This window comes from Kitasatospora sp. CB02891, assembly GCF_002803145.1.
GTDB lineage: Bacteria > Actinomycetota > Actinomycetes > Streptomycetales > Streptomycetaceae > Kitasatospora > Kitasatospora griseola.
This window is the reverse complement of record NZ_NNBO01000001.1, coordinates 427,281-447,917: the sequence shown is the minus strand read 5'-3', so window position 1 is coordinate 447,917 and position 20,637 is coordinate 427,281. Positions and strand designations below refer to the sequence as shown.

Here is a 20,637-nt window from a genome sequence, read left to right as displayed (position 1 = left end):
CTCCTCGTATGCGCGAGTGCCGGGGCCGGTTTGGTGAGGGGGAGCGGGCAGTGGCAGTCGATCAGGTCAAGTCGCAGCTGGTGTTCGTGCACGGGATCGGCCGGCCGCGCGACCCCGAGGCGGAACTCGCCGAGTGGAAGCGGGCGTTGGCGGACGGAGCCCGCGCGGCGGGCTACGCCGAAGAGATCTCCGCGCTGACCATGGACTGGTCCGCCGACGCCGCGTTCGCCCACTACGGCGACCTGTTCTACGCCGACGACGCCCAGGGTGCGGGTGGGCCGGAGGAGTGGGACGAGGAACAAGGGGCGATCACGCTCGGCCTGCTGGCCGAGTTCGTCGAGGAACTCCTCGAACTGCCCGAGCACAGCGGCAACCGCGCCCTGAGCCGGATCCGGGCCCAACTCGGCCCGGACGAGCAGGCGCAGGGCGTCGGGAACGTCGCCAGGACGGTGGCCGCGGGCGTCGCCGCGCTCGCCGCCGTCCCCGGGCTGAACGTGGGCCTGCGGGCGCTCAGCCGGCAGAAGCTGCTCAGCATCGTCTCCCAGCCGGGCCGCTACCTCCACCGGCGCCAACCCGACGCCGCAGGAAGGACCTTGGACCAGCGCGTCCGCGACCGGGTGCTGGCCTGCCTGGACCCGGCCCGGCCCGCGATCGTGGTGGCGCACTCGCTCGGCACGGTCGTCGCCCTGGAGGCGCTGGCCGAATACCCGGGCGCCGTACCGCTGTTCGTCACGCTCGGAGCTCCGATCACCACCCACGCCGTGGTGTGGCCGCTGCTGCGCCCCCGGCCGCCGGCCACCCCGGAGGCGGTCGAAGCCTGGGCGGACTTCCGCGACAGCGACGACCTGGTGGTCCCGAAACGGCGACTCGCCAAGGCGATGGCACCGAACAGCCGCGGCGTCCAGCCACTCTCCGACCGGATGGAGTCGGCCACCCTGTGGCCACACGACGCCACCACCTACCTGCGCCGCGCCGAGGTCGCCGAACCGGTGATGCGCACCCTGGTGGCCCTGGCCGCCCCCAGGTGAGCCCTCCTCAGTCGCCGCCCAGGCACCTGCTGCTGATCGCCACCCAGTCGGACGGCGCGGAGAACAAGCTGGACGGCCTGGAAGCGGCGGCGGGCGAACTGCACGCCGTGCTGACCGACCCGGCGATCGGCGGCTGCACCGACAGCCCCGGCCTGAACGCCGTCCACCTGCGCTCCGGCCGGGTGCTGCGCGCGGAGGTCGACAGCGCCGTGCGGTCCGCGGTCGCGGCCGCCGGAGAAGCCGGGGCCACCCTGGTGCTGGCCTTCCTCGGCCACGGCCAGGTCGCCGGCAAGCTCCGGTACATGGTGGCCGACAGCAAGGACGGCCAGAGCCTGGACTGCGTGGACGTGGCCCACCTGGTCGAACTGGCCGCCGACCACCCGGGCCTCGCCGGGCTGATGGTCCTGATCGACACCTGCCACGCGGCGGCCGGCCTCCCCGACACCGGCAGCCTGATCGGCGGCTTCGGGGTCGGCGCGAAGCAGGTCGCCGTGCTGGCCGCCTGCGCCGCCCACGAACGGGCTTTCGGCCTGGCGCTGAGCCGGCGCCTCGCCGCCCTGCTCGCCGAAGGGCTCCCGGGCGAAGGGGAGTTGCTGCGGGTCGGGACGCTCGCCCCGCACATCCGTGACGCCCTGGACCGCCAACTGGCCGCCGACTTCTCCTACAACGGGACCGACGGCGGACTCTGGCTCGCCCGCAACCGCCGGTCGGCCCGGCCGCCGGGCGGCAGGGCTGGCACGCTGGGCACCGAGATCCTCGCCGCCGCCCTGCGCACGTGGCCGCAGGCGCCGCCCGGCCCGCCGCCGCACACCCGCGACGGCCTTGCCGCGCTCGCCGACCGGGCCGCGGCGGCCGAGGTCTGGTCGGTGCACGACGCGGCCGACGACCTCCTCGCCGCCATGGACGCCGCCGACGTGCTGGTCGAACTCGCCGGAGCCTCCCTGACCACCGACCAACTGCGGGTGCTCGCCGCCGAGTTCAACCGCCAGTGGATCGGGGACCGGCCCGGCCGGGTCGAGCCGCCCGAGGGGCTCGGCGACCGCGCGCTGCTCCAGTACCTGCTGGAGGACGCCGTCGTGCTGACACCCGCCACGGCCTCTCGGCACGGCGCGCTCGCCTGGTACCTGGTCGCCGCCGCCCACGCCTGCGGCCGCGACCCCCGGGACGCGCTGATCAGCGACTGGGCGCGCGGCAACGAAGCCGAGATCGCCCTCAACGACGCCCTGGCCCGGTACACCGCGCACCGGGCGAAGGCGTCCGAACGCCGACTGGTGGTCAGCCTGGACGCCGCCCAGATCGACTGGCCCGACTCGCTCTCGGTGTGCGTGCGCGCCGGAGCGGCCTGCGTCGACCACCGGCACTTCGCCTGCCCGCCCGACCAGGCGGGCGTCGAGGGGACCTTGGCCGACGTCATCGACTGGGCCGAGAGCCTGCCGTCCGCAACCGGCCCGATCGGCTCGATCGACCTCGTGGTGAACGCCCCCGTCCTGCTCGACTGGCACCCCGAGGAGGCCCTCACCGGTCAGTACCACCTCGGCGTCGACCACACCGTGGCACTGCGGTGGGCCGGCCGGCTGGTCGAACCCGGCTACCTGCGCGGCATGAACCGCAAAGCCCGAACCCAACTCGAAGAGCTGCGGCGCGCCCCGTGCGGCCAAGGCCCGCACCTCTCCCGGATCGACCCTGCCGCGACCCCCCTCGACACCCTGCGCGCGGACCTGCGCCGGGGCCGCTACCGGCCCGCCGTCCTGCTCACCGACCGGGCCACCGGCCCGACCGCCGTCCGCGACCTGGTCGAAGCCCTCCTCCCGTACGCCCCGATCGTCCTGTGGCCGCGCGCCGACACCCCGCCCTCGACCGCCGACTGGGACTGCCTGAGGCACCTGTGGGACGGCTTGCCCGCCGGATTCGGCGCCGCCTACCGCCGGGTGCTCACCGGCCGCGCCGACCTCGCGCCGACCGACCCCGTCACCGACGCCCACCTGGTCCGCCTCGCCGAACTGCGCAGCGCCTGGCACGACGTCGAGTGGCTCGACTTCTGCGCCCGCTACGACCAGCACCAGCGCGCCGCCGCACCAGCCCTCGTACCCGCCGCTGCACTCAACGCCGTGCCGGCCGCTGCGCTCAACGCCGTGCCGGCTGCCGTACCCGCCGCTGTACCCGCCCCGAGGAGCACCTGATGTCCTGGAACAGCTACTACCGCGGCGACGGCGAGCCCCGCGACGTGACACTCGCACCCCCGCCGCCCTGGCGCCGCCTCGGCGCCCACCAGCCGTACCGTGCCTTCCTGCCGCCCGAGGGCCTCACCGACGCCGTCAACGCTTCCCTCTACCTGCACCGCCCGCTGCTCATCACCGGGAGCGCCGGCACCGGCAAGTCGACCGTCATCGAACAGGTCGCCGCCGAACTGCGGCTCGGCCCCGTCCTGAAATGGCACATCACCTCCCGCAGCACCCTGCCCGACGCGCTGTGCCGCTACGACGCACTCGGCCACATCCACGCCCTGCGGATCGGCGAAGCCACCGAACGCGACGCCGCCCCGATCGAGTCCTTCCTCAAACTCGGCCCACTGGGAACGGCGTTGCTGCCCAGCGAGCGCCCCCGGGCGCTGCTGATCGACGAGATCGACAAGAGCGACATCGACCTGCCCGCCGACCTGCTCGACGTCCTGGAGACCGGCACCTTCGAGATCCCCGAACTCGTCCGGCAGCCCGCCGGCCGACTGGCCGTCAGCACCTGGGTGTCCACCGACACCGCCGAGATCGAGGACGGCCGGGTGCAGTGCACCACCTTCCCGTTCATCGTCATGACCAGCAACGGCGAACGGGACTTCCCCGCACCGTTCCTGCGCCGATGCATCCGTTACGACATGCCCAGGCCCACCGCCGACACACTGCGCCGCGCCGTCCAGGGCCACCTCGGACTGGGCGGGACGCCGCTGCCGCCCGACGCCGACGAACTCATCACCCGGTTCGCCGGGCGCGTCGCCCGCGGCGACCAGCTGGCGATCGACCAACTCCTCAACGCCGTACGCCTGGTGACCGATGCCGACGCCCCGACCGGCGAGCGCCGCAGCAGGCTGCTCGACCTGATGCTCCGGGACCTGTCCGGTGCGTGACCACATCGCCGAGTTGGTGGCGAAGCTGACCGCGCGGCTGCCGCCCGACACCGACGGCGCAGCGGTGGCGGACGCGCTCTGGCTCGCGGCCGGTCTGGTGCCTGACGGTCCGCCGGTTCTGTTGTCCAACCCGTCCGTTCCGCCTTCGTTCTCGGTCTCCGCTCCTGCCGCCCCCGCAGCTTCCACGGCTGTCGAGGCGCCGCCCGAGGAGCCCGAGCACCGGCCCGCCACCCCGCTGTACGAACCGCCGACCAGCGACCCCGCCGCGCCCCGCGTCGAGGTCGCCGCCGCCCGCGCCCTCCCGCACGCCCTGGACGCCGGACGCGCCCTGCGCCCCTTCAAACGCCGCTACCCGCACGGCCCCCGGCGCACCGTCGACCTCGACGCGACCATCACCGCGTACACCCGCACGGGCGAACTCCTGCCCGTACTCGGCCCGACGCCCGAACGGTGGTTCGAGGTCGTCGTGCTCGTCGAACGCAGCCCCACCATGGAGATCTGGCAGGACACCCTCGACGAGTTCACCGCCCTGCTCACCGGACTCGGCGCGTTCCGCCGGGTCCGCCGGCTCCACCTCGACCTCGACCCCCACCCCACCGTCACCGACACCCGCGGCCGCCCCGTCCCGCCGGCCCGACTGCCGCAGCAACGCCGACTCCTCCTCGTCCTGACCGACTGCGCCGGACCGCGCTGGCGCACCCCCGGCATCTGGCGACTGCTGCACGCCTGGGGCGCCCACGGCCCCGTCGCCCTGCTCAACCCGCTGCCCGGACGACTGCGCCACCGCACCGCCCTCGACCTCCCCGCCGTCCGGGTCCGCCACCGCCGACCCGACGCCCGCAACACCGAACTCGCCCATGCCGTACCGCTGATGCTCACCGCCACCTTCGGCCCCGACGCAGACTGGGTGCCGCTGCCCACCCCGTCCCTCACCTCGCACGCGCTGCGCCGCTGGGCCGACGCCATGATGCGCGGCGCCCCCGCCGGCCACGACGCCGTCCTCGTTCCCGCCGCGGGCACCCTCACCTCGCCGTTCGCCACCGATGAGACCCCCGACGACGACCCCGCCCGCCGGGCCGCCGCATTCCTGCACACCGCCACCCCCGCGGCCCGCCGGCTCGCCGCCCTGTGCAGCCCGTTCAGCCGCCTCAGCCTCCCGCTGCTGCGCCTGGTCCGGCAGGAAGCCGTCCCCGAGGCCGACACCGACGACCTCGCCGACGTCCTCACCGCCGGCCTGCTCGACACCCGCACCCCCGCTGCCCTCACCTTCCACCCCGAAGCCCGCGCCGCCCTCGCCCCCCACCTCACCCGCCACGACGCCTGGACCGTCCACACCGCCCTCACCCACCACCTCGCCACCCACCACCCCCGCCCCGGCCACGCGTTCTCGGCCATCGCCCCCGAACACCTCGACGACCTCCCCGCCGACCTCCAGCCCTTCGCCACCGCCACCGCCGACCTGCTCACCCTCCTCGCCCCCGCCCGCCGAAGGGTGGCGCGGGAGCGACCGGCCGCACCGGTGCCGCCCCGATTCCCGGATCCGGCGCGCAGTGCGGCATTGTTGATCGGGATCCCGGGGCCGGCGGAGCGCGACTCGCCCGAGAACCTGCGGACGTCCCTGGAGGAACTCAAGTCCGTTCTGACGTCGCCGACGAGTTGGAACCTTCCGCCGGAGCGGTGCCGCGTCCTCCTCGACCCGAGCACTCCGGAGCAGGTGCAATTCCTGCTGGCCGCAGCAGCCTTGGAGGCGGAGGATGCGCTGCTGGTGTACGTGCAGGGAGCCCTCCCTGAGGTCGGTCCCGACGTCGGGCCGCCCGATGGGGTGCTGCGACAGATCAGCGACCTGCTGGGCAACCGCCCGGGGGCCACCACTGTGCTGATGATGGACGGCAACGACGCGGATGCTCTGGCACGGTCGATCGAGCAGTGGCTCCCCCGGCTGGCCGGCGCTGTCGTTGTTCTCGCCGGCGAGCGCCAGGGTGCGGACGACGACTTCAGCCTGGCCCGGCGCCTGGCGATGGATGCCGAGGAAGGGATCCCCGGCGGACCGGACGTCCTCGGACTGGACACGCTCGTGCGGCTGCCGCGCCGCCGCCCGTCCGGGTCGAGCGCAAGCTATCGCCTGTCGACCCACGGGCCGGCCGAGGTGCCGGCGATCCTGCGCAACCGGCAGGCCCTGCAGTACAGCCGGGCCGAGGTGCGGACGGACTACCTCGGACTCCGGGCGGAACTCGAAGCCCGCGGTGTCCGGATTCCGGACGGCACCGGACCGCTTCTCCTGGCGCTCATCTCGTTCTCGCACAGCTACGCAGAGCAGGTGACGAGCGGAGAGGCGTGGGAGACCAACGCCGAGGACGCCCTCGCCGAATTTCTGGCACCGGCCCTGGTCCTGACCTCCGAGTTCGATGGAGGGCTGCACCTGTACTGCCGGCCGCGAGAGGGCGGCCCAGGGCTGCCGGTCGCGCTGGTGAGGGTTCCACCATCCGGTTTGACGCTGCCCGCCTCGGTCGACCCACCGGTGAACGACCCGCTCTGGATCCAGCTGTTCGTCGGCCGCTTCGAGAACCCGACGGGACCCAGAGTCTTCCGGCACAAGGAACAGAACGTCCACGCCGTAGCCCTGTTCGTGCCGGCCCCGGGCTCGGACAGCAACCGGGAAGCCGGATGGGTGGCCGCGACGGCCGACGTCGTCGTGCTCCCCGACCGAGACGGGCGTCCGCTCTCGGACGCCGGTCACCGGCGGCTCGCGGAAATCCAAGCCCCCGTGCGGACGGTGACCGACCCCGAACGCACCTCCGCCTTCCGGGTCGAGGGGCTGGCGACCCTCGTCGAGAGCCTTCGGCGGGGCAGAAAGGGGCTGTCGGGACGGCAACTCTGCCTCGCCCTCGGCCATGCGCCGTTCGACAGCTCCGAGGTGGGCGAGCGCACTGCCGTCATGTCGAGGCTGTGGAACGGCACCGATCAAGGGGCACTCGGTGCGCCCGGCGAATCGCTCGCCGTCCTCCTCACGGACGAGGTCCATCAGGAGATGCAGTTCGGCAGTCACGGTGACGAGACGCTGGAGTACGTTCCGTTCCTGCCGGCCGGAGAGTCCGGCGACGGCCAGGCCTGGCTCGGCATGCTCGGGCACACCGGAGCCGAGCTGATCGCGACACTGCGCCCCACACCGGATCTCGCCATCCCGCGGCTCATCAGCTACTCGCACACCCGGCTCTGCCGCCAACTGCGCGACCTGGGCGTCCGGCCCGGCGGTGTGCTGCTCGTCCAGGCGTCGGACCGGGCCATGACCGCCGTGACCCCCGAGCAGTTGCTCGCCGCACTCCGCGAGGTGCTGGGGCCGGAGGGCACCGTGGTGATGTCGGCCGCCACCCCTGAGAACTCCCTCAGCTCCGCGTACACCCGGGGCGCGCTGGCCGGTCTGACACCCGCCGCGCAGGAGGTCTACCGGTCGTACATGCCGCCCTTCGACCCCTCGGCGACCCCGGTCTCGGCCTCGGCGGGGTCGCTCGCGGAGTGGCTCCGGCGCTCCCGGGGCAGCATCCGCAGCGCTCACCCCCAACACTCGTTCGTCGCGTCGGGCCGCTGGGCCCAGTACCTGATGGACGACCACCGGCTCGACTCACCCCACGGTGAGCGATCCCCGCTCCTGAAGCTCTGTCAAAGCCGCGCGCAGGCGCTGCTGTTGGGCGTGCCGGTGAACGAATGCCTGGCGTGGAACCTGGCATCCTCGCGAACCCGGCACCTGCCGACGGTGACGGAGTCCTGCGTCGTGAAGACCCGCGAGGGCACCGGCCGGGAATGGGTCACGTTCACCACCGTCGCAGCTCCTGAGCTCGACGCGCCGGAACTCAGGGAGCGGTTGGAGGCGCAACTCCCGCTCCGTCGAGGCATCCTGGCGGACCAGGCGGCCGTCCTGGCGCCGGTCGAGGACGGCGTCGCCCTGGTCGCCGAGTGGCTGGCGGCGGACATCCGGCGGTGACGCCGACCGTGACCGCAGCGGGCCAAGTTGCGCAGCGGGCGGCGAGGGCCGGGGTGGCCATCCGGTGGTCGATGCGCCAGTCGGTGTCGTTGTCCAAGGCCGAACGCCCCGACGGCCGAACCGTCGGGGCGCGCTGCGCAACTGCGGCCGGAGGCGGGTCAGTTGCCGCCGATGTCGTACGTCGCCGTGACCGGGGCGTGGTCCGACCAGCGTTCCGCGTGGGTCGCGGCGCGTTCGACGCGGGCGTCGACGCAGCTGGCGGCGAGGGTGGGGGTGGCCATCTGGTAGTCGATGCGCCAGCCGGTGTCGTTGTCGAAGGCGCGGCCGCGGTAGGACCACCAGGAGTAGGGGCCCTCCTGGTCGGGGTGGTGGGCGCGCAGGACGTCGACGTAGCCGTGGTCGTCGAGGACGCGGGAGAGCCAGGCGCGTTCCTCGGGGAGGAAGCCGGCCTTCTTCTGGTTGGCCTTCCAGTTGCGGAGGTCGGCCTCGCGGTGGGCGATGTTCCAGTCGCCGCAGACCACGACCTCGCGGCCCTCGGCGGCGGCGCGCTCGCGCAGGGCGCCGAGGTGGACCAGGAACTCCGCCATGAAGCGTTCCTTCTCGTCCTGGCGCTCGGTGCCGACCTCGCCGGAGGGGAGGTAGAGGGAGGCGACGGTCAGGCCCGGGAGGTCGAGTTCGGCGTAGCGGCCGGAGACGTCGAACTCGGCGGAGCCGAAGCCGATCCGGGTGGCGTCCGGCTCCCGGCGGGAGAGCACCGCGACTCCGGCGCGGCCCTTGGCCTCGGCCGGCGCCCAGACCGCGTGCCAGCCGTCGAGCCGGGCCAGCACCTCGCCGATCTGGTCGGCCTCGGCGCGGACCTCCTGCAGACAGACCACCTCGGACTTGGTGTCGTCGATCCACTCCAGGAAGCCCTTTGCGGCGGCGGCCCGGATCCCGTTGACGTTGACCGTGGAAACACTCTTCACCCGGCGAGCGTACCGGGTCGCGGTCGCGACCGGGGCGCGAAACCCGGCAGGAACCGCTCCCATTGGTCTTGACCATGTCCACGGGCACCCCCTACTGTCACTTACTGCAAAGACCTTTAATAAAGAAGGACGGATAAAGCCCGCCCTCCCCACCTGCCGAAACCGGGGAGCCGTGGCGGGCCGCCGCCCTTCAGGGTGGAGGACACGGTGGGGCAAGGAACGCTCACGGCGGTTGCGGAGCCGAAGTACTGGCACCTGCGCACGGTGCTGCTGCGCACCATGGACGCCGAGTTCTCCACCGGCCAGGTGATGCCCAACGAGCGTGAGCTCTCCGCGCGCTTCGGTGTGGCCCGCGCCACCCTGCGGCAGGCGCTCGACCAGCTGGAGCTGGAGGGCCGACTGGTCCGCCGCCGCGGCATCGGCACCCTGGTCGCCGCCCCGCGCGTCGGCATCCCGGTCGGCGACCGCGAGTCCGGCCGCGCCGGGTCCGCCCGCGGCCAGGAGTGGAAGGTCGTCGACTGCACCACCGTCGCCGCGTCCGCCGCGCTGGCCCGCACCCTGGGCATCGCCGAGGGCGAGCAGGTCCACACGGTGCGCCGCCTGCGGATCGTGCAGGGCGTGACGGTCGCCGCCGAGTCGCTGCACGTCCCGGCCGCCGGCCTGCCGCACCTCGCCGTGGTGGTCGACGAGAACGACCGCGCCCGCGGCGTGCTGCGCCAGCTGGAGCGGCTCGGCGTCGACGGCGAGTCCCGCTCGGTCGAGCTGGGCGTCGCCGAGTCCGCCGAGGCCGCGCTGCTGGAGCGCCCCCCGGGCACCCCGGTCCTGGTGGTCACCACCCAGTACGCGGCAGTGGGCCGCCTGGCGGCCGTCGGCGTCGCCACCTACCGCGCCGACACCTGCAAGCTCACCTTCGGCGAGTCCGGCGCAGCCGTCCAGGTCGCCGCCCCCGCCGCGGCCACCGCCGCTTCCTGACGGATCGTCGGGAAGTCCGAGCGGCACTGTCGGAGCCACCCCCTACGCTCCTGCCCACATCAGGCAGAACGTGAACAGGGGTGGCACGGCGATGAGTTCGACCGATTCGAGGGACCACGGCAGTGCGCTCGTCGAGCGGGTGATCGCCGCGGTGGCGGCCGATCCGGGCCGGTCGGTGCTCGGGTACAACCGGTTCGCCGGGCCGTGGGTGGCGGGTGAGCCCCGGCCGCGCGGCGTCGACGCGTTCCCCGGCGGGCATCCGCTGTCGCCGGGCCTGCGGGCCTGGTTGGCGTACGACGGTGGGATGTTGGAGCGGCACGGCTGGTTCGACGAGGCCGGGAACCTCTCACCGCGCACCCTCGGGGAGATCGCGGCGGACGAGTTCGGCGAGCCGTGGCACGCGTGCTTCGAGCCGTTCTCGGAGCGGTTCGGCGGCTGTTTCCTGCTGCCCGGCGGCTCCGATTCGCGCCGCGTGCTGTCGCTGGGGCCGAACGGCGAGCGCGACGAGTCGGGCGAGTACCCGGTGTTCGCGCTCGACGTCGACGACCTGCCCTGCGCCGTGCTGATGTACCCGGGCTTCGACGCGTACCTCGCCGACACGGCCGGGATCCTGCACCCGGCCGAGGGCGAGGGCTACGACGCGCTGAAGAACGACCGGCGCTACGCGCACCGGATGCGCACCCACGCCCGCGACCGGTTCGGCGGCGAGTACGAGCTGACCTGTCTGCCCTGACCGAGCCCTACCGGTTGGCCGTGGGCGGGTCCACCGCGAACAGCTGTTCCTCGACGTGGTCGAGGGCGATCCGCAGCGCGCCCATCGCGACGACCTCCGAGCCGAGCGCGGCGAGGGCGACCTCGGGCGCGCGCAGCGTGTAGCGGGCGAGCTGTTCGCGCAGCGGTTCGAGGACGCCGTCCAGGCCGGCCGCCCAGCCGCCGACCACGACGAGTTGGGGGTCGAGGGCGAGGACGAGCGCGGTGACGTCGTGGACGAGGCGGCCGAGGAAGCGGTCCATGGCGACCTGGGCGACCTGGTCGCCCTCCCGGGCGAGTCGCAGGACGCGGGCCACCGCGGCCTCGTCCAGCGGGTCGAGGGGCTGGCCGGTGGTGGAGAGCAGGCGTTCGGGGGTGACCTGGCGGCCGAGCAGGTGGAGCGCGCCGATCTCGCCGGCCGCGCCGCCGTAGCCGCGGTGGAGTCGGCCGCCGATCAGCGAGCCGGCGCCGGGGCTGAGGCCGGCCATCACGAACACCACGTCGCCCTTGCCGACGGCGCTGCCCTTCCAGTGCTCGGCGATGGCGGCGAGGTTGGCGTCGTTCTCGATCACCACGGGGCAGCGGAAGGAGCGGCGCAGCCGGGCGCCGAGGTCGAGGCCGGTCCAGCCGGGCATCGCGGTGCCGAGCTGGACGACGCCTTCGCGGTCGACGATGCCGGGGGTGCCGACGACGACCTCCCACAGGCTGTCGCGGGAGACGCCGGCCTTCCTGAGCACTTCGGCGACGGTGCCGCGGAGCTGGGTGAGCCGTTCCTCGGCCTCCATCGACTCGTCCACCGGCTTGGCGTGGCTGGTGAGCACCTCGCCGGCCAGGTCGGCGAGGATCACCCGCAGGTCGTGGACGCCGATCTCGATGCCGAGGACGTGCCCGGCCTCGGCGCGGAACCGGAACCAGCGGGCCGGGCGGCCGCGTTGACGGCCCGACTCCTGGACGTGGTCCACCTCGGCGACCAGCCCGGACTCCAGCAGCCCTTCGATGACGCCTTCGACGGTGGGTCTGGACAGACCGGTGTCGCCCACGAGTTGGGTGAGGGTGACAGCCTGTCCGTCGCGCAACGACCGCAAGGTGACCGCCGCGTTGATCCGCCGCAGCAGTGAGGAGTCCCCGCCGGTAAGACGATCCGCCAAGTCGCTGCCCTTCCGCTTCGCGCGCCTGCCCTTGCGCGCGGTGCCGTGGACGCGGGTCGCGGCGCACCGGCGTGTGGTACCGGGAGCGCCCCCGCGCAAGCCGTCGCCCGCGACCGGGCACTACCGTGTGCCGCGAACCGGGGCGTCTGCCCGGATCGTACTCGGGCGCCCTCCACGGAGCGAGCGTTTCCGCAGCTCATCACGGCTTCGGTATCGAAACGGTACGTGGCCTGTGATCACCCGGTGATCGCCCGGCGGCGAGGCGGTGGCACCGGAGCGGTGATCGTTGGCCCTAGGCTGTGCGCCATGGGGAACGACACCGTCCTGCGGGCGGGTACTGCGGATCGTCAGCTCGGTTCCGCCGATGCGGAGTTCGTGCGCGCCCACACCCGGCCGGGCCCGGTGCCGTTCGTGCCGGAAGTCCGGCTGCACATGGCGCAGGACGCGATCGCGCTGTGGGAGGTCACCGAGCGGGAGCGCGGGGAGATCGGACTGCCGCCGCCGTTCTGGGCGTTCCCGTGGGCGGGCGGCGTCGCGGTGGCCCGGCACGTGCTGGACCGGCCCGAACTGGTGGCCGGGCGCAGCGTGCTGGACCTGGCGGCGGGCTCCGGCCTGGTCGGCGTCGCGGCGGCGCTGAGCGGCGCGTCGCAGGTGCGGGCGGCGGAGATCGACGCGTACGCGGTGGCGGCGATCGCGGTGAACGCGGCGGCGAACGGCGTGTCGGTGACGGCGGAGCTGGCGGACGTGCTGGACGGCGACGGCGACGGCTGCCAGGTGGTGCTGGCCGGAGACGTGTTCTACGAGCGGGCGATGGCGGCGCGCTTCCTGCCGTTCCTGGAGCGCGCCGCCGCCCGGGGCGCGACCGTGGTGGTCGGCGACCCGGGCCGCGCCTATCTGCCGCGCGAGCGCTTCACCGCGCTGGCCGAGTACGCCGTCCCGGTCGCCGCCGACCTGGAGGACGCGGCCGTGAAGACCACCACGGTCTGGGCCCTGCGCGGCTGACGCACTGTCAACTCACCGCTCCAGTAAGGGTGGTGGCCGGAACGGGCGGCGGGTAGCAGTTCATGCCGGTCCAGGTCGGGCTGGGGCTGGGCACCAGGGCGGCCGGGCCCGGTGCGCGGTTGCTGGGCGGCGGCGCGCCGGTCATCGACGGGCAGACCGGGATGTACAGGTTGCCGACCAGCGAGATCTGCTGCACCTGGTAGGGGCCCTGGCCGTACCAGCCGTGGAAGTACACGCCGAGGACCTGGGTGGTCGGGCCGATCCTGACGGTGGCGTGCAGCTCGGTCCGGCCGCTCCCGTCGGCCCAGCGGTACACCTCGGTGGTGTCGCCGCCGGAGACCCCGACGAACGCGAACGAGCCGGCCACCGTCGCCGTCAACTCGTAGGTCCCGTACGGCTGGACGGACACCAGCTGGGTGCAGCCGGCGAAGTCGTGGCTGCCGGGCCGTCCCTCGATGCCCTGCTCGGTGCGGGTGACGTCGCCCGTGCAGGTCCAGCTGTCCTCCAACGGGCCGTGGAACGCCCCGTCCTGGACGGTGTCGCGGACCGAGGCCCGGGCGTCGGCGGTGCCGAGCAGCCCGAGTCCGACGGTGGAGGTCAGGGCCAGGACGCCGGCCAGGGCGGCGAAGCGGTGGCGGGGGCGGGCACGTGAGCGCATGGCGAACTCCGGAGTGGGGGAGGAGTGGGCGTGCGGTGCTTGGCGGGCCGTCAGCTGCCGGACGGGCCGGGGGTCCGGCTGGGCGTCGCCGTCGGCGTCAGGTAGCACGGACCGGTCGACGGGGTCGGGCTCTCGGCGACCGGGATCGGGGTGCAGGTGGTCCGCGGCTGCCCCGGACCCCACAGCTCGACGGCACTGATCCGGTACGGGCCCTGCTGGTACCAGCCGTGGAAGTACACCGTCACCGTGCGGGTGTCCGGGCCGGTGGTGACCGTCCCGTTCAGCACGCTCCAGTCGGTCCCGCTCGACCAGAGGGCGACGTCCGTGGTGCCGGAGCCGGTGACGCCCGCGAACACGTACGGCCCGGTGACGCGGGCGCTGAGCCGGTAGACGGAGTTCGGCTCGACGGTGACGGTCTGGGTGCAGCCCGCGTAACTGGTGTCGGTCGGGAAGCCCTCCAGCACGCCGAAGGCGTCGGACGGCGGAAGGACCCGGCCGCTCTCGCAGCTCCAGCCCAGCATCCGGTTGCCCTGGTTGAAGTGGCCGTTGTCGACCACGTCGACGGTCGGCAGCGCCGCGGACGCGGGAGTGCCGAGGCCGAGCGCGGCGCCGGCCAGTGCGAGAGCGCCGGCGGCGAGGCCGATCGGCAGGCCGTCGCGGCGGCGGTCGCGACGGGTGGTTCTGAGTGCACGCATGCCATCTCCGAGGTGGGGAGGTCGGGACGGGAAGCGGTGCGAGGGAGTGGCCCACACCTTGCTGGGGCGGGGGCGGTGCCGTCAAGGGCGGGGCCGCAAATGACTGGTGGGCGGGGCGTCGCCGCTGGTAGGAAGGGGGGCCATGGACGAGTACGAACTGCGGGCCGCGCGGCCCGCCGACATCGACGCGGTGCTGGCGTTCTGGGCCGAGGCCGCCGAGGGCACCAGCATCAGCGACGACCGGGCGGGCGTGGCGCGGCTGTTGGAGAGTGACCCACGGGCGCTGATCCTGGCCGAGCACGACGGCGCGATCCTGGGCACGGTGATCGCCGGCTGGGACGGCTGGCGCTGCCACCTGTACCGGCTCGCCGTCCACCCGTCGGCCCGCCGCCGGGGCATCGGCGGTGCGTTGCTGGCGGCTGCGCACACCCGCTTCGAGGAACTCGGCGGCCGCCGGTCCGACGCGATGGTGCTGGAGCACAACGAGCTCGGTCAGTCGGCCTGGCGGGCGGCCGGGTACGGGCGCGAGGAGCAGTGGCGCCGCTGGACCCGGCCGCTGGCCTGATCAGCCGTCAAGTCACTTTGCGTCAGGCGGCCTTGAGGGTTCCGCCGTCGACCACGTGGTCCGCGCCGTGGATGTTGGCGGCGCGGTCCGAGAGCAGGAAGACCACCAGGTCGGCGACCTCCTCGGGAGTGGAGAGCCGACCCGACGCGGCGCCGGCCTGCCCCGCCAGGCTCTTCAGCATCACCTCGTGCGGGACGCCCATCGCCTCGGCGACCAGGCCGCCGAACCTGGTGGGGTCGGTCCACATGTCGGTCACGGTGTTGCCGGGGGAGACGGTGTTGACGCGCACCCCGCGCGGCGCGAGGTCCTCGCTGAGGCGCTTGCCGAACTGGGTGAGCGCCGCCTTGGCCTCCGCGTAGCCGACCGGGGAGCCGGCCGGGATGCGGGCGTTGATCGAGGAGACGTTGACGATCGCGCCGCGTCGCGCCAGCAGGCTGGGCAGCGCCGCCCGCGTGACGCGCACCGCCGACATCACGTTCAGGTCGAACAGTGACTGCCACTGCTCGTCCGACACGTCCAGCACGCTGCCCAGGGTGATCGTCGAGGCGTCGCCCGCACCCACGTTGTTGACCAGCAGATCGATGCCGCCGAGCGTCTCCAGTGCCTGCTCGACCGCGTACTCCACACCCTGGCGGGTGCTCAGGTCCGCGATCGCCGCGGTGGCGAAAGCGGCCAGCTCGGGGGTGGCGGTGCGGGTCGCGCCCACCACCTTCACTCCCTCGGCGGCCAGTGCGCGGGCGACGGCGAGGCCGATGCCGCGTCCTGCGCCGGTGACCAGGGCGGTGCGGCCGTTGAGTCCGAGATCCATGGCTCCTCGTTTCCGGTACGGCCGGTGTGGACGGCCGATATTCTTGAATCAGAGGTCAAATATCAGGGCGTGAGTGACCGCACGGCTGCATGTGCCGTGCGGTGTCGGTGTCGTGCGATGTGGCTCCGGTGGCGTGCGGTCAGGCGCCGAAAACGGTGGTGACGGTGGTGTCGACGACCTTCAGCACCGCGTCGCGGTCGTAGGTTCTGGCCATCACCCGGAGTCCGGCCATCGCCGCCACCAGGAATCTGGCCTGCGCCCCCGCGTCCATCGACGCCGGAACGTCGCCCTCCAGCCGGCCCCGCTCGATGCGCGCGGCCAGCAGCTCGACGCCGCGATCGGTCAACCGGCGCACCGCGAGCGCGACGTCCGCATCCCGTCCGCCCAGCTCCAGCGCGGTGTTGACGGCGAGACAGCCACGCCGCACCGGGGCGTCGAAGTCCGTTTCCACCAGCGTCGTCATGTAGGTGCGGACGCACTCCTTCGTGCTGCCCGGCCCCGAGAGCAACTCCTCGATCAACTCGGCGCCGGTCCGGTCGTAGGCGTCCAGCGCCCGCCCGAACAGTTCCCGCTTCGAGCCGAACGCGTGGTACAGGCTGCCCTTCCCGATCCCCGCCGCCTCGGCCAGCTCGGCCGGCGAGGACCCGGCGTAGCCGTTCGTCCAGAACACCTGCATCGCCTGCGCGATCGCGGTCTCCTCGTCGAACTGCTTCGGTCGTCCCATGACCTGACGGTACGACATATTTGAACCTGGGGTCAACTACGCGTGGGCTGCGGGCTGCGGGCTGCGGGCTGCGGGCTGCGGGTCGCGGGTCGAGGCGCTCGGGCGTTCAGGCGCTCAGGTGCTCAGGTGCTCAGGTGCCGGAAGAGCTCCTTGTGCCCTTCCGGGGTGGGGTGCACACCGTCGACGAACAGGTGGGGCCGGTCGCGGAGCGGCTCCCACAGGTCGATGAAGTCGATGTGGTTGCCCTCGCACCAGGCGCGGAGGGCGGCGCGCAGTACAAGCGCTCGCGCCGTGGTGAAGCGGAGGCCCTCGTAGTCGTCGAGTCGTGTCTCGTCGAGCCAGGACGGTCCGACGACGACCATACGGGCGTTGTGCCGCAGGGCAGTTGCGGCCAGTGGGGCGAGATGGTCGGCGAGGTGCGACAGGTTGTCGCGGGCGGTGTCGGGCGCGGCGAGCTGTACGGCGGAGTCGTTGATCCCGGCGGCCACGACGAGCGTGTCGGGGTGGCGGGGAGCCAGCAGCGGCGGTGTCTGCGCGGCGACGTCCGCCAGGGTGCTGCCGGGGACGGCCAGATTGAAGACCCGGTGGTCCGTCTCGTTCGAGGCGATGTGGGCCGCGGCGAGGTGGGCGGCCCAGCCTCCCTGAGGGTCGCAACGTCCGTAGGCGATGCTGTCGCCGACGATCACGATGCGTGCCGCCGGGCGCAGCGGTCGCGCGTCCAGGTGGGCCCAGGCCGGCTCGCCCGAGGTGAGGAGGACGCGCCGCCGGGCACAGTCGTCCCCCTCGTGGGCGTCGGCCGCGGCCAACTCCCGGTCGGTCAGCCACAGGACGGCGCCCTCGACCGTGCCGCCGAACCCGCGCTGCAGGGTGGGGCGCAGGTCTCGACCGTCGGCGGCGGTCTCCAGGGGGCCGGCCGTGTGGCCGGCGAGCGACGCCGGGGCCGTCGGCACCGTGCGGCCGAACAGGGCGGCCCGAACCTGCGGGTCCAGCAGCGTGCCGTGGGCGAACAGCGGGTGGGGGCGGGACTCGGTCACTGCGGTGTCGTGGCCTTTCACTCGGGACGATCACGTCACCCTATCGGCCCGAGGAATCCCGCCACCGTGCCGCTGACGAGGCACTTCGTCCTGATCGTGGAGGCCGGCGCGGGGGGCGACGCCGGTGCGCGTCACTGGCCGAGCAGGTGGGCGAAGTCGTTGCCCAGGCCGCCGAGCATGGGCAGGGCGCCCAGGTCGGTGATGGCGCCGACGGGGACGCTGTAGCCCTGGTTGGGGGTCGTCGACGCCGCCGGGGCGGTCGTCGGGGCGTCGGCGGTGGCGGAGACGGCGGTGAGCGGAGCGGCGGCCAGGAGGACGGCGGCGAGGGCGGTGAGGGCGGTGCGCATGGGCGGAGTCCTTCGGGACGTGCGGAGCCGACGGTCGTCGGGACGTCCCGTCGTCCGTCCGGCCGTTTGGCAGTTCGGTCGTTCAACGGGTGGGCGGGGCAGGTGGTGACGGAGTGCCGCCCGTTCGGCGTCACGACGGGAGGGTGCGGGCCTCGGCGGTGAGGCGGGCGGCCAGGTCCTCGGCGAGGCGGGCCCGGTGGCCGCGGCGGCGGCGGGAGAGGGCGAGGCCGAGATGACGGCGCGGGGCGGGTTCGGCGAGCGGGAGGGCGACCAGCTCGGGGTGGTCGGCGAGGCCGATCTGCGGGATCAGCGCGATGCCGATCCCCGACCGGACCAGCGACTGGGCGAACTCGTAGTCCGTCGCGGTGCAGGAGATCCGCAGGTCCAGTCCGGCCAGTGCGGCGAACCGGGACAGCTGCCCGGCGGACTTGCGGCAGCCCAGGATCCAGCGCTGGTCGGCGAGTTCGGCCAGGTGCAGGGCCACCGGGGCCGACTGCGCGAGCGGGTGGCGGCGGGGGAGGACCACCCGCAGCGGATCCTCGACCAGGGACGTCCAGTCCAGGCCGGACCGGTCGCCGGCCCGGGCCGGGGGCGGGCCGTCCAGGTGGTAGGCGAGGGCGAGGTCGGCGCGGCCCTCGCGCACCGCGGGCAGGCTGTCCTCCGGCTCGGCCTCCAGGACGGTCAGCTCCACCTCCGGATGCTCGGCGACGAACCCGGCCAGCGCGCCCGGCAGCAGCCGACGGCCGCCGCTGGCGAAGGTCGCGACGGTGAACCCGGTGCGGACGGCGGTCAGCCGGGTGATCCGCTGCTCGGTGTCGGCGAGTTCGGCCGCGATCGAGTCCGCCGCCTCGACCAGCACCCGGCCGGTCTCCGTCAACGTGACACCCCGGGTGGACCGTTCGACCACGGTCGCGCCCAGGCTGCGCTCCAGCGCCGCGATCTGCTGGGAGACCGCGGAGGCCGTGCAGTGCAGCGCCGCGGCCGCCTGGTTGAAGCTTCCCCGGCGGGCCACCTCCCGCAGGACGGCCAGTCGTTGAACGTCGATCAACAGTTCTCCTGTGGACGGGATCCTCAGCTCGATACTACCGCTGGTGTCCAGTGCCCGGCAGGCTTCTCTCCCGTGAACGATCAACTCGCGGTCCACGGACCGGAAGGGGCCGGAAGAGACGTGAACGAGCAGACCACCCGCACCATCGGCATCCCGGTGGGCACGATCGGACTCGGCGCGATGCCGCTGTCCGTCGAGGGCCGCCCCGACGAGACGCAGGCGATCGCCACCCTGCACGCCGCACTCGACGCGGGCGTCCGGCTGATCGACACCGCCGACAGTTACCACTGGCACGCCGACGAAGTCGGCCACAACGAACGGCTGATCGCCCGCGCCCTGGCGACGTACGGCGGCGACACCGCCGACGTCCTGGTGGCGAGCAAGGGCGGCCGGGGACGACCCGGCGACGGCTCGTGGACCGTCAACGGCGACCCGCGCCACCTGCGTCGCTCGGCCGAGGCCTCGGCGGCCCGCCTCGGCGTGGACGCGATCGGCCTCTACCAGCTGCACAAGCCCGACCCCGAGGTGCCGTTCGCCGACTCGGTGGGAGCGCTGCGCGACCTGGCCGACGCGGGAACGATCCGCCTGGTCGGCCTGTCCAACGTGGACGGCGCACAGATCCGCACCGCCCGGGACATCCTCGGCGACCGCCTGGTCTCGGTGCAGAACCGCTTCTCACCCGCCCACCAGGACACCCGGGACACCCTCGACCTGTGCAGCGAGCTCGGCCTGGCCTTCCTCCCCTGGAGCCCCCTCGGCGGCATCTCGCTCAGCGCCGTCGACGACCCGGCGGCCCCCACCCCGCCGGCCGCCACCTCCTTCCACGCGCTTGCCGCAGCACGCGGCGTCAGCCCCCAACAGGTCTGCCTCGCCTGGCACTTGGCCCAGTCCCCGACCGTCCTCCCGATCCCCGGCGCCCGCCGCCCCGCCTCCATCCGCGACTCCGTCGCCGCGGCCCGCCTCACCCTCACCCCGGCCGAACTCGCCACCCTCCACCTCTGACCGGACGCCCCCGTCAGTGGCCCGTCGTCCCGAGCCACTTGAGCGTGGCGGCCAGCTCCGCGCCGAAGTCCTCGCAGCGTGCGATCAGCTCCCGGCCGGCGGGTGTCTCAAGCAGGCCGTCGGCGGTGGGGAGCGCGGGGAGCGTCTCGACGCAGGCGTGCTCGACGGCGAGGTTGCGGGAGGCGAAGTAGCCCAGGCCATGACTCCGGACGGGCTCGGGCAGGGCGGCGAGGTACTGGCCGTGGGCGTCCTGCGAGGGGTGGTCGTAGAACGAGGCCTCGACGCACTGGTCGACGTAGTGGGCCAGGTCGCGCGGGCCCTCGACGATGAACTCGACCTGATCCTCGCCCTGCTCCTCGGCGGGCTCCGCCAGGGCCTCGCCGAAGGCCAACAGCCGGACGAGAGTCTCCAGTTGAACGAGCTCGCGAACGTTCGGGTCGTCCACCTCGGAGTCGAACAGCGGGGCGCGGGACAGCTCGGCGGCGGCCCGACGGTACCGACCGTCCGACTGCTCGTCGGGCACCGACACCGCCAACCGGAACAGCTCGTCGACCACCGCGCGATCGAGGCCCCACTCGGCGTCCCACTCGAACGCCACCATCGGCGCCCGCAGCCGCCACAGAGCGAGCACGGCAGCCCGGCGCTGCCGGAGGGACGTCGGCGTCAGGTGGTTCCGGTTCATCGTTCCCCGTTCGTCGTTCACGCCCGGGGAGTGTACGGGCCGGTCGAGATGCCGGCCGGTGCGGTGCCATGCACGCCGAACGGGTGTCGAGCGGATCCGCGAGCCGGTGGCC

At 73.6% G+C, this 20,637-nt stretch carries 19 protein-coding genes; 9 read left to right on the top strand and 10 right to left on the bottom strand.

The window, feature by feature from the left end:
• Positions 1-50 precede the first annotated feature (50 nt).
• From CG736_RS02075 to CG736_RS38315, 4 genes are read left to right on the top strand one after another with little or no spacing between them, the layout of a single operon-like run.
• On the top strand, positions 51-1,028 hold the full coding sequence (locus tag CG736_RS02075) for a hypothetical protein (RefSeq protein WP_100584394.1): 978 nt from the start codon (positions 51-53) through the stop codon (positions 1,026-1,028).
• Positions 1,025-3,208, top strand: a complete 2,184-nt coding sequence (locus tag CG736_RS02070) for a hypothetical protein (RefSeq protein WP_100584393.1) — start codon at positions 1,025-1,027, stop codon at positions 3,206-3,208. The genes CG736_RS02075 and CG736_RS02070 overlap by 4 nt, the downstream gene beginning before the upstream one ends.
• On the top strand, positions 3,208-4,146 hold the full coding sequence (locus CG736_RS02065; protein ID WP_100584392.1) for a MoxR family ATPase: 939 nt from the start codon (positions 3,208-3,210) through the stop codon (positions 4,144-4,146). The genes CG736_RS02070 and CG736_RS02065 overlap by 1 nt, the downstream gene beginning before the upstream one ends.
• Complete coding sequence (locus tag CG736_RS38315) at positions 4,139-8,125, top strand: AAC(3) family N-acetyltransferase (protein ID WP_100584391.1); 3,987 nt, start codon at positions 4,139-4,141, stop codon at positions 8,123-8,125. Before CG736_RS02065 ends, CG736_RS38315 begins: the two co-directional genes overlap by 8 nt.
• Before the next feature lie 158 nt (positions 8,126-8,283).
• Here the strand turns inward: CG736_RS38315 and CG736_RS02055 are convergent, their stop codons facing one another.
• On the bottom strand, positions 8,284-9,090 hold the full coding sequence (locus tag CG736_RS02055; protein ID WP_100584390.1) for an exodeoxyribonuclease III: 807 nt from the start codon (positions 9,088-9,090) through the stop codon (positions 8,284-8,286).
• Positions 9,091-9,297: 207 nt separating this feature from the next.
• Here CG736_RS02055 and CG736_RS02050 point away from each other — a divergent pair, with 207 nt between their 5' ends.
• Together CG736_RS02050 and CG736_RS02045 are read left to right on the top strand one after the other, a co-directional pair.
• Entirely contained in the window at positions 9,298-10,062 is a 765-nt protein-coding gene (locus CG736_RS02050) for a GntR family transcriptional regulator (RefSeq protein WP_369879745.1), read from the top strand.
• A gap of 91 nt (positions 10,063-10,153) precedes the next feature.
• A complete protein-coding gene (locus CG736_RS02045; protein ID WP_100584389.1) occupies positions 10,154-10,795 on the top strand; it encodes a hypothetical protein in 642 nt (213 codons plus the stop codon).
• 7 nt (positions 10,796-10,802) lie between these two features.
• Here CG736_RS02045 and CG736_RS02040 read toward each other — a convergent pair whose 3' ends face one another.
• Positions 10,803-11,960, bottom strand: a complete 1,158-nt coding sequence (locus CG736_RS02040) for an ROK family protein (RefSeq protein WP_100584388.1) — start codon at positions 11,958-11,960, stop codon at positions 10,803-10,805.
• Between the two features lie 306 nt (positions 11,961-12,266).
• Between CG736_RS02040 and CG736_RS02035 the strand changes: the two genes are divergently transcribed.
• A complete protein-coding gene (locus CG736_RS02035; protein ID WP_100584387.1) occupies positions 12,267-12,962 on the top strand; it encodes a methyltransferase in 696 nt (231 codons plus the stop codon).
• 7 nt (positions 12,963-12,969) lie between these two features.
• On the opposite strand, the gene CG736_RS02030 is transcribed toward CG736_RS02035, so the two are convergent.
• Positions 12,970-13,620, bottom strand: coding sequence for a hypothetical protein (locus CG736_RS02030; protein WP_100584386.1), 651 nt, complete (start codon positions 13,618-13,620; stop codon positions 12,970-12,972).
• 50 nt (positions 13,621-13,670) lie between these two features.
• Entirely contained in the window at positions 13,671-14,315 is a 645-nt protein-coding gene (locus tag CG736_RS02025; protein ID WP_100584385.1) for a hypothetical protein, read from the bottom strand.
• Positions 14,316-14,457: 142 nt separating this feature from the next.
• Here CG736_RS02025 and CG736_RS02020 point away from each other — a divergent pair, with 142 nt between their 5' ends.
• Entirely contained in the window at positions 14,458-14,880 is a 423-nt protein-coding gene (locus CG736_RS02020) for a GNAT family N-acetyltransferase (RefSeq protein ID WP_100584384.1), read from the top strand.
• A 22-nt stretch (positions 14,881-14,902) separates the two neighbouring features.
• On the opposite strand, the gene CG736_RS02015 is transcribed toward CG736_RS02020, so the two are convergent.
• From CG736_RS02015 to CG736_RS01995, 5 genes are all read right to left on the bottom strand, one after another.
• The gene (locus CG736_RS02015) at positions 14,903-15,688 is read right to left on the bottom strand and encodes an SDR family oxidoreductase (RefSeq protein WP_100584383.1); all 786 of its coding nucleotides are present in this window, start codon (positions 15,686-15,688) and stop codon (positions 14,903-14,905) included.
• Between the two features lie 139 nt (positions 15,689-15,827).
• Positions 15,828-16,412: a TetR/AcrR family transcriptional regulator gene (locus tag CG736_RS02010; RefSeq protein WP_100584999.1), complete on the bottom strand. Its 585-nt coding sequence runs from the start codon at positions 16,410-16,412 to the stop codon at positions 15,828-15,830.
• 122 nt (positions 16,413-16,534) lie between these two features.
• Positions 16,535-17,446, bottom strand: coding sequence for a GDSL-type esterase/lipase family protein (locus CG736_RS02005; RefSeq protein ID WP_100584382.1), 912 nt, complete (start codon positions 17,444-17,446; stop codon positions 16,535-16,537).
• Between the two features lie 131 nt (positions 17,447-17,577).
• Complete coding sequence (locus CG736_RS02000; protein WP_100584381.1) at positions 17,578-17,793, bottom strand: hypothetical protein; 216 nt, start codon at positions 17,791-17,793, stop codon at positions 17,578-17,580.
• 130 nt (positions 17,794-17,923) lie between these two features.
• Entirely contained in the window at positions 17,924-18,841 is a 918-nt protein-coding gene (locus tag CG736_RS01995) for a LysR family transcriptional regulator (protein ID WP_100584380.1), read from the bottom strand.
• A gap of 180 nt (positions 18,842-19,021) precedes the next feature.
• Here CG736_RS01995 and CG736_RS01990 point away from each other — a divergent pair, with 180 nt between their 5' ends.
• Positions 19,022-19,843 (top strand): aldo/keto reductase, encoded by an 822-nt coding sequence (locus tag CG736_RS01990; RefSeq protein WP_100584998.1) that lies wholly within the window; start codon positions 19,022-19,024, stop codon positions 19,841-19,843.
• A 13-nt stretch (positions 19,844-19,856) separates the two neighbouring features.
• Here CG736_RS01990 and CG736_RS01985 read toward each other — a convergent pair whose 3' ends face one another.
• A complete protein-coding gene (locus tag CG736_RS01985) occupies positions 19,857-20,546 on the bottom strand; it encodes a hypothetical protein (RefSeq protein ID WP_232733730.1) in 690 nt (229 codons plus the stop codon).
• Between the last annotated feature and the right edge of the window lie 91 nt (positions 20,547-20,637).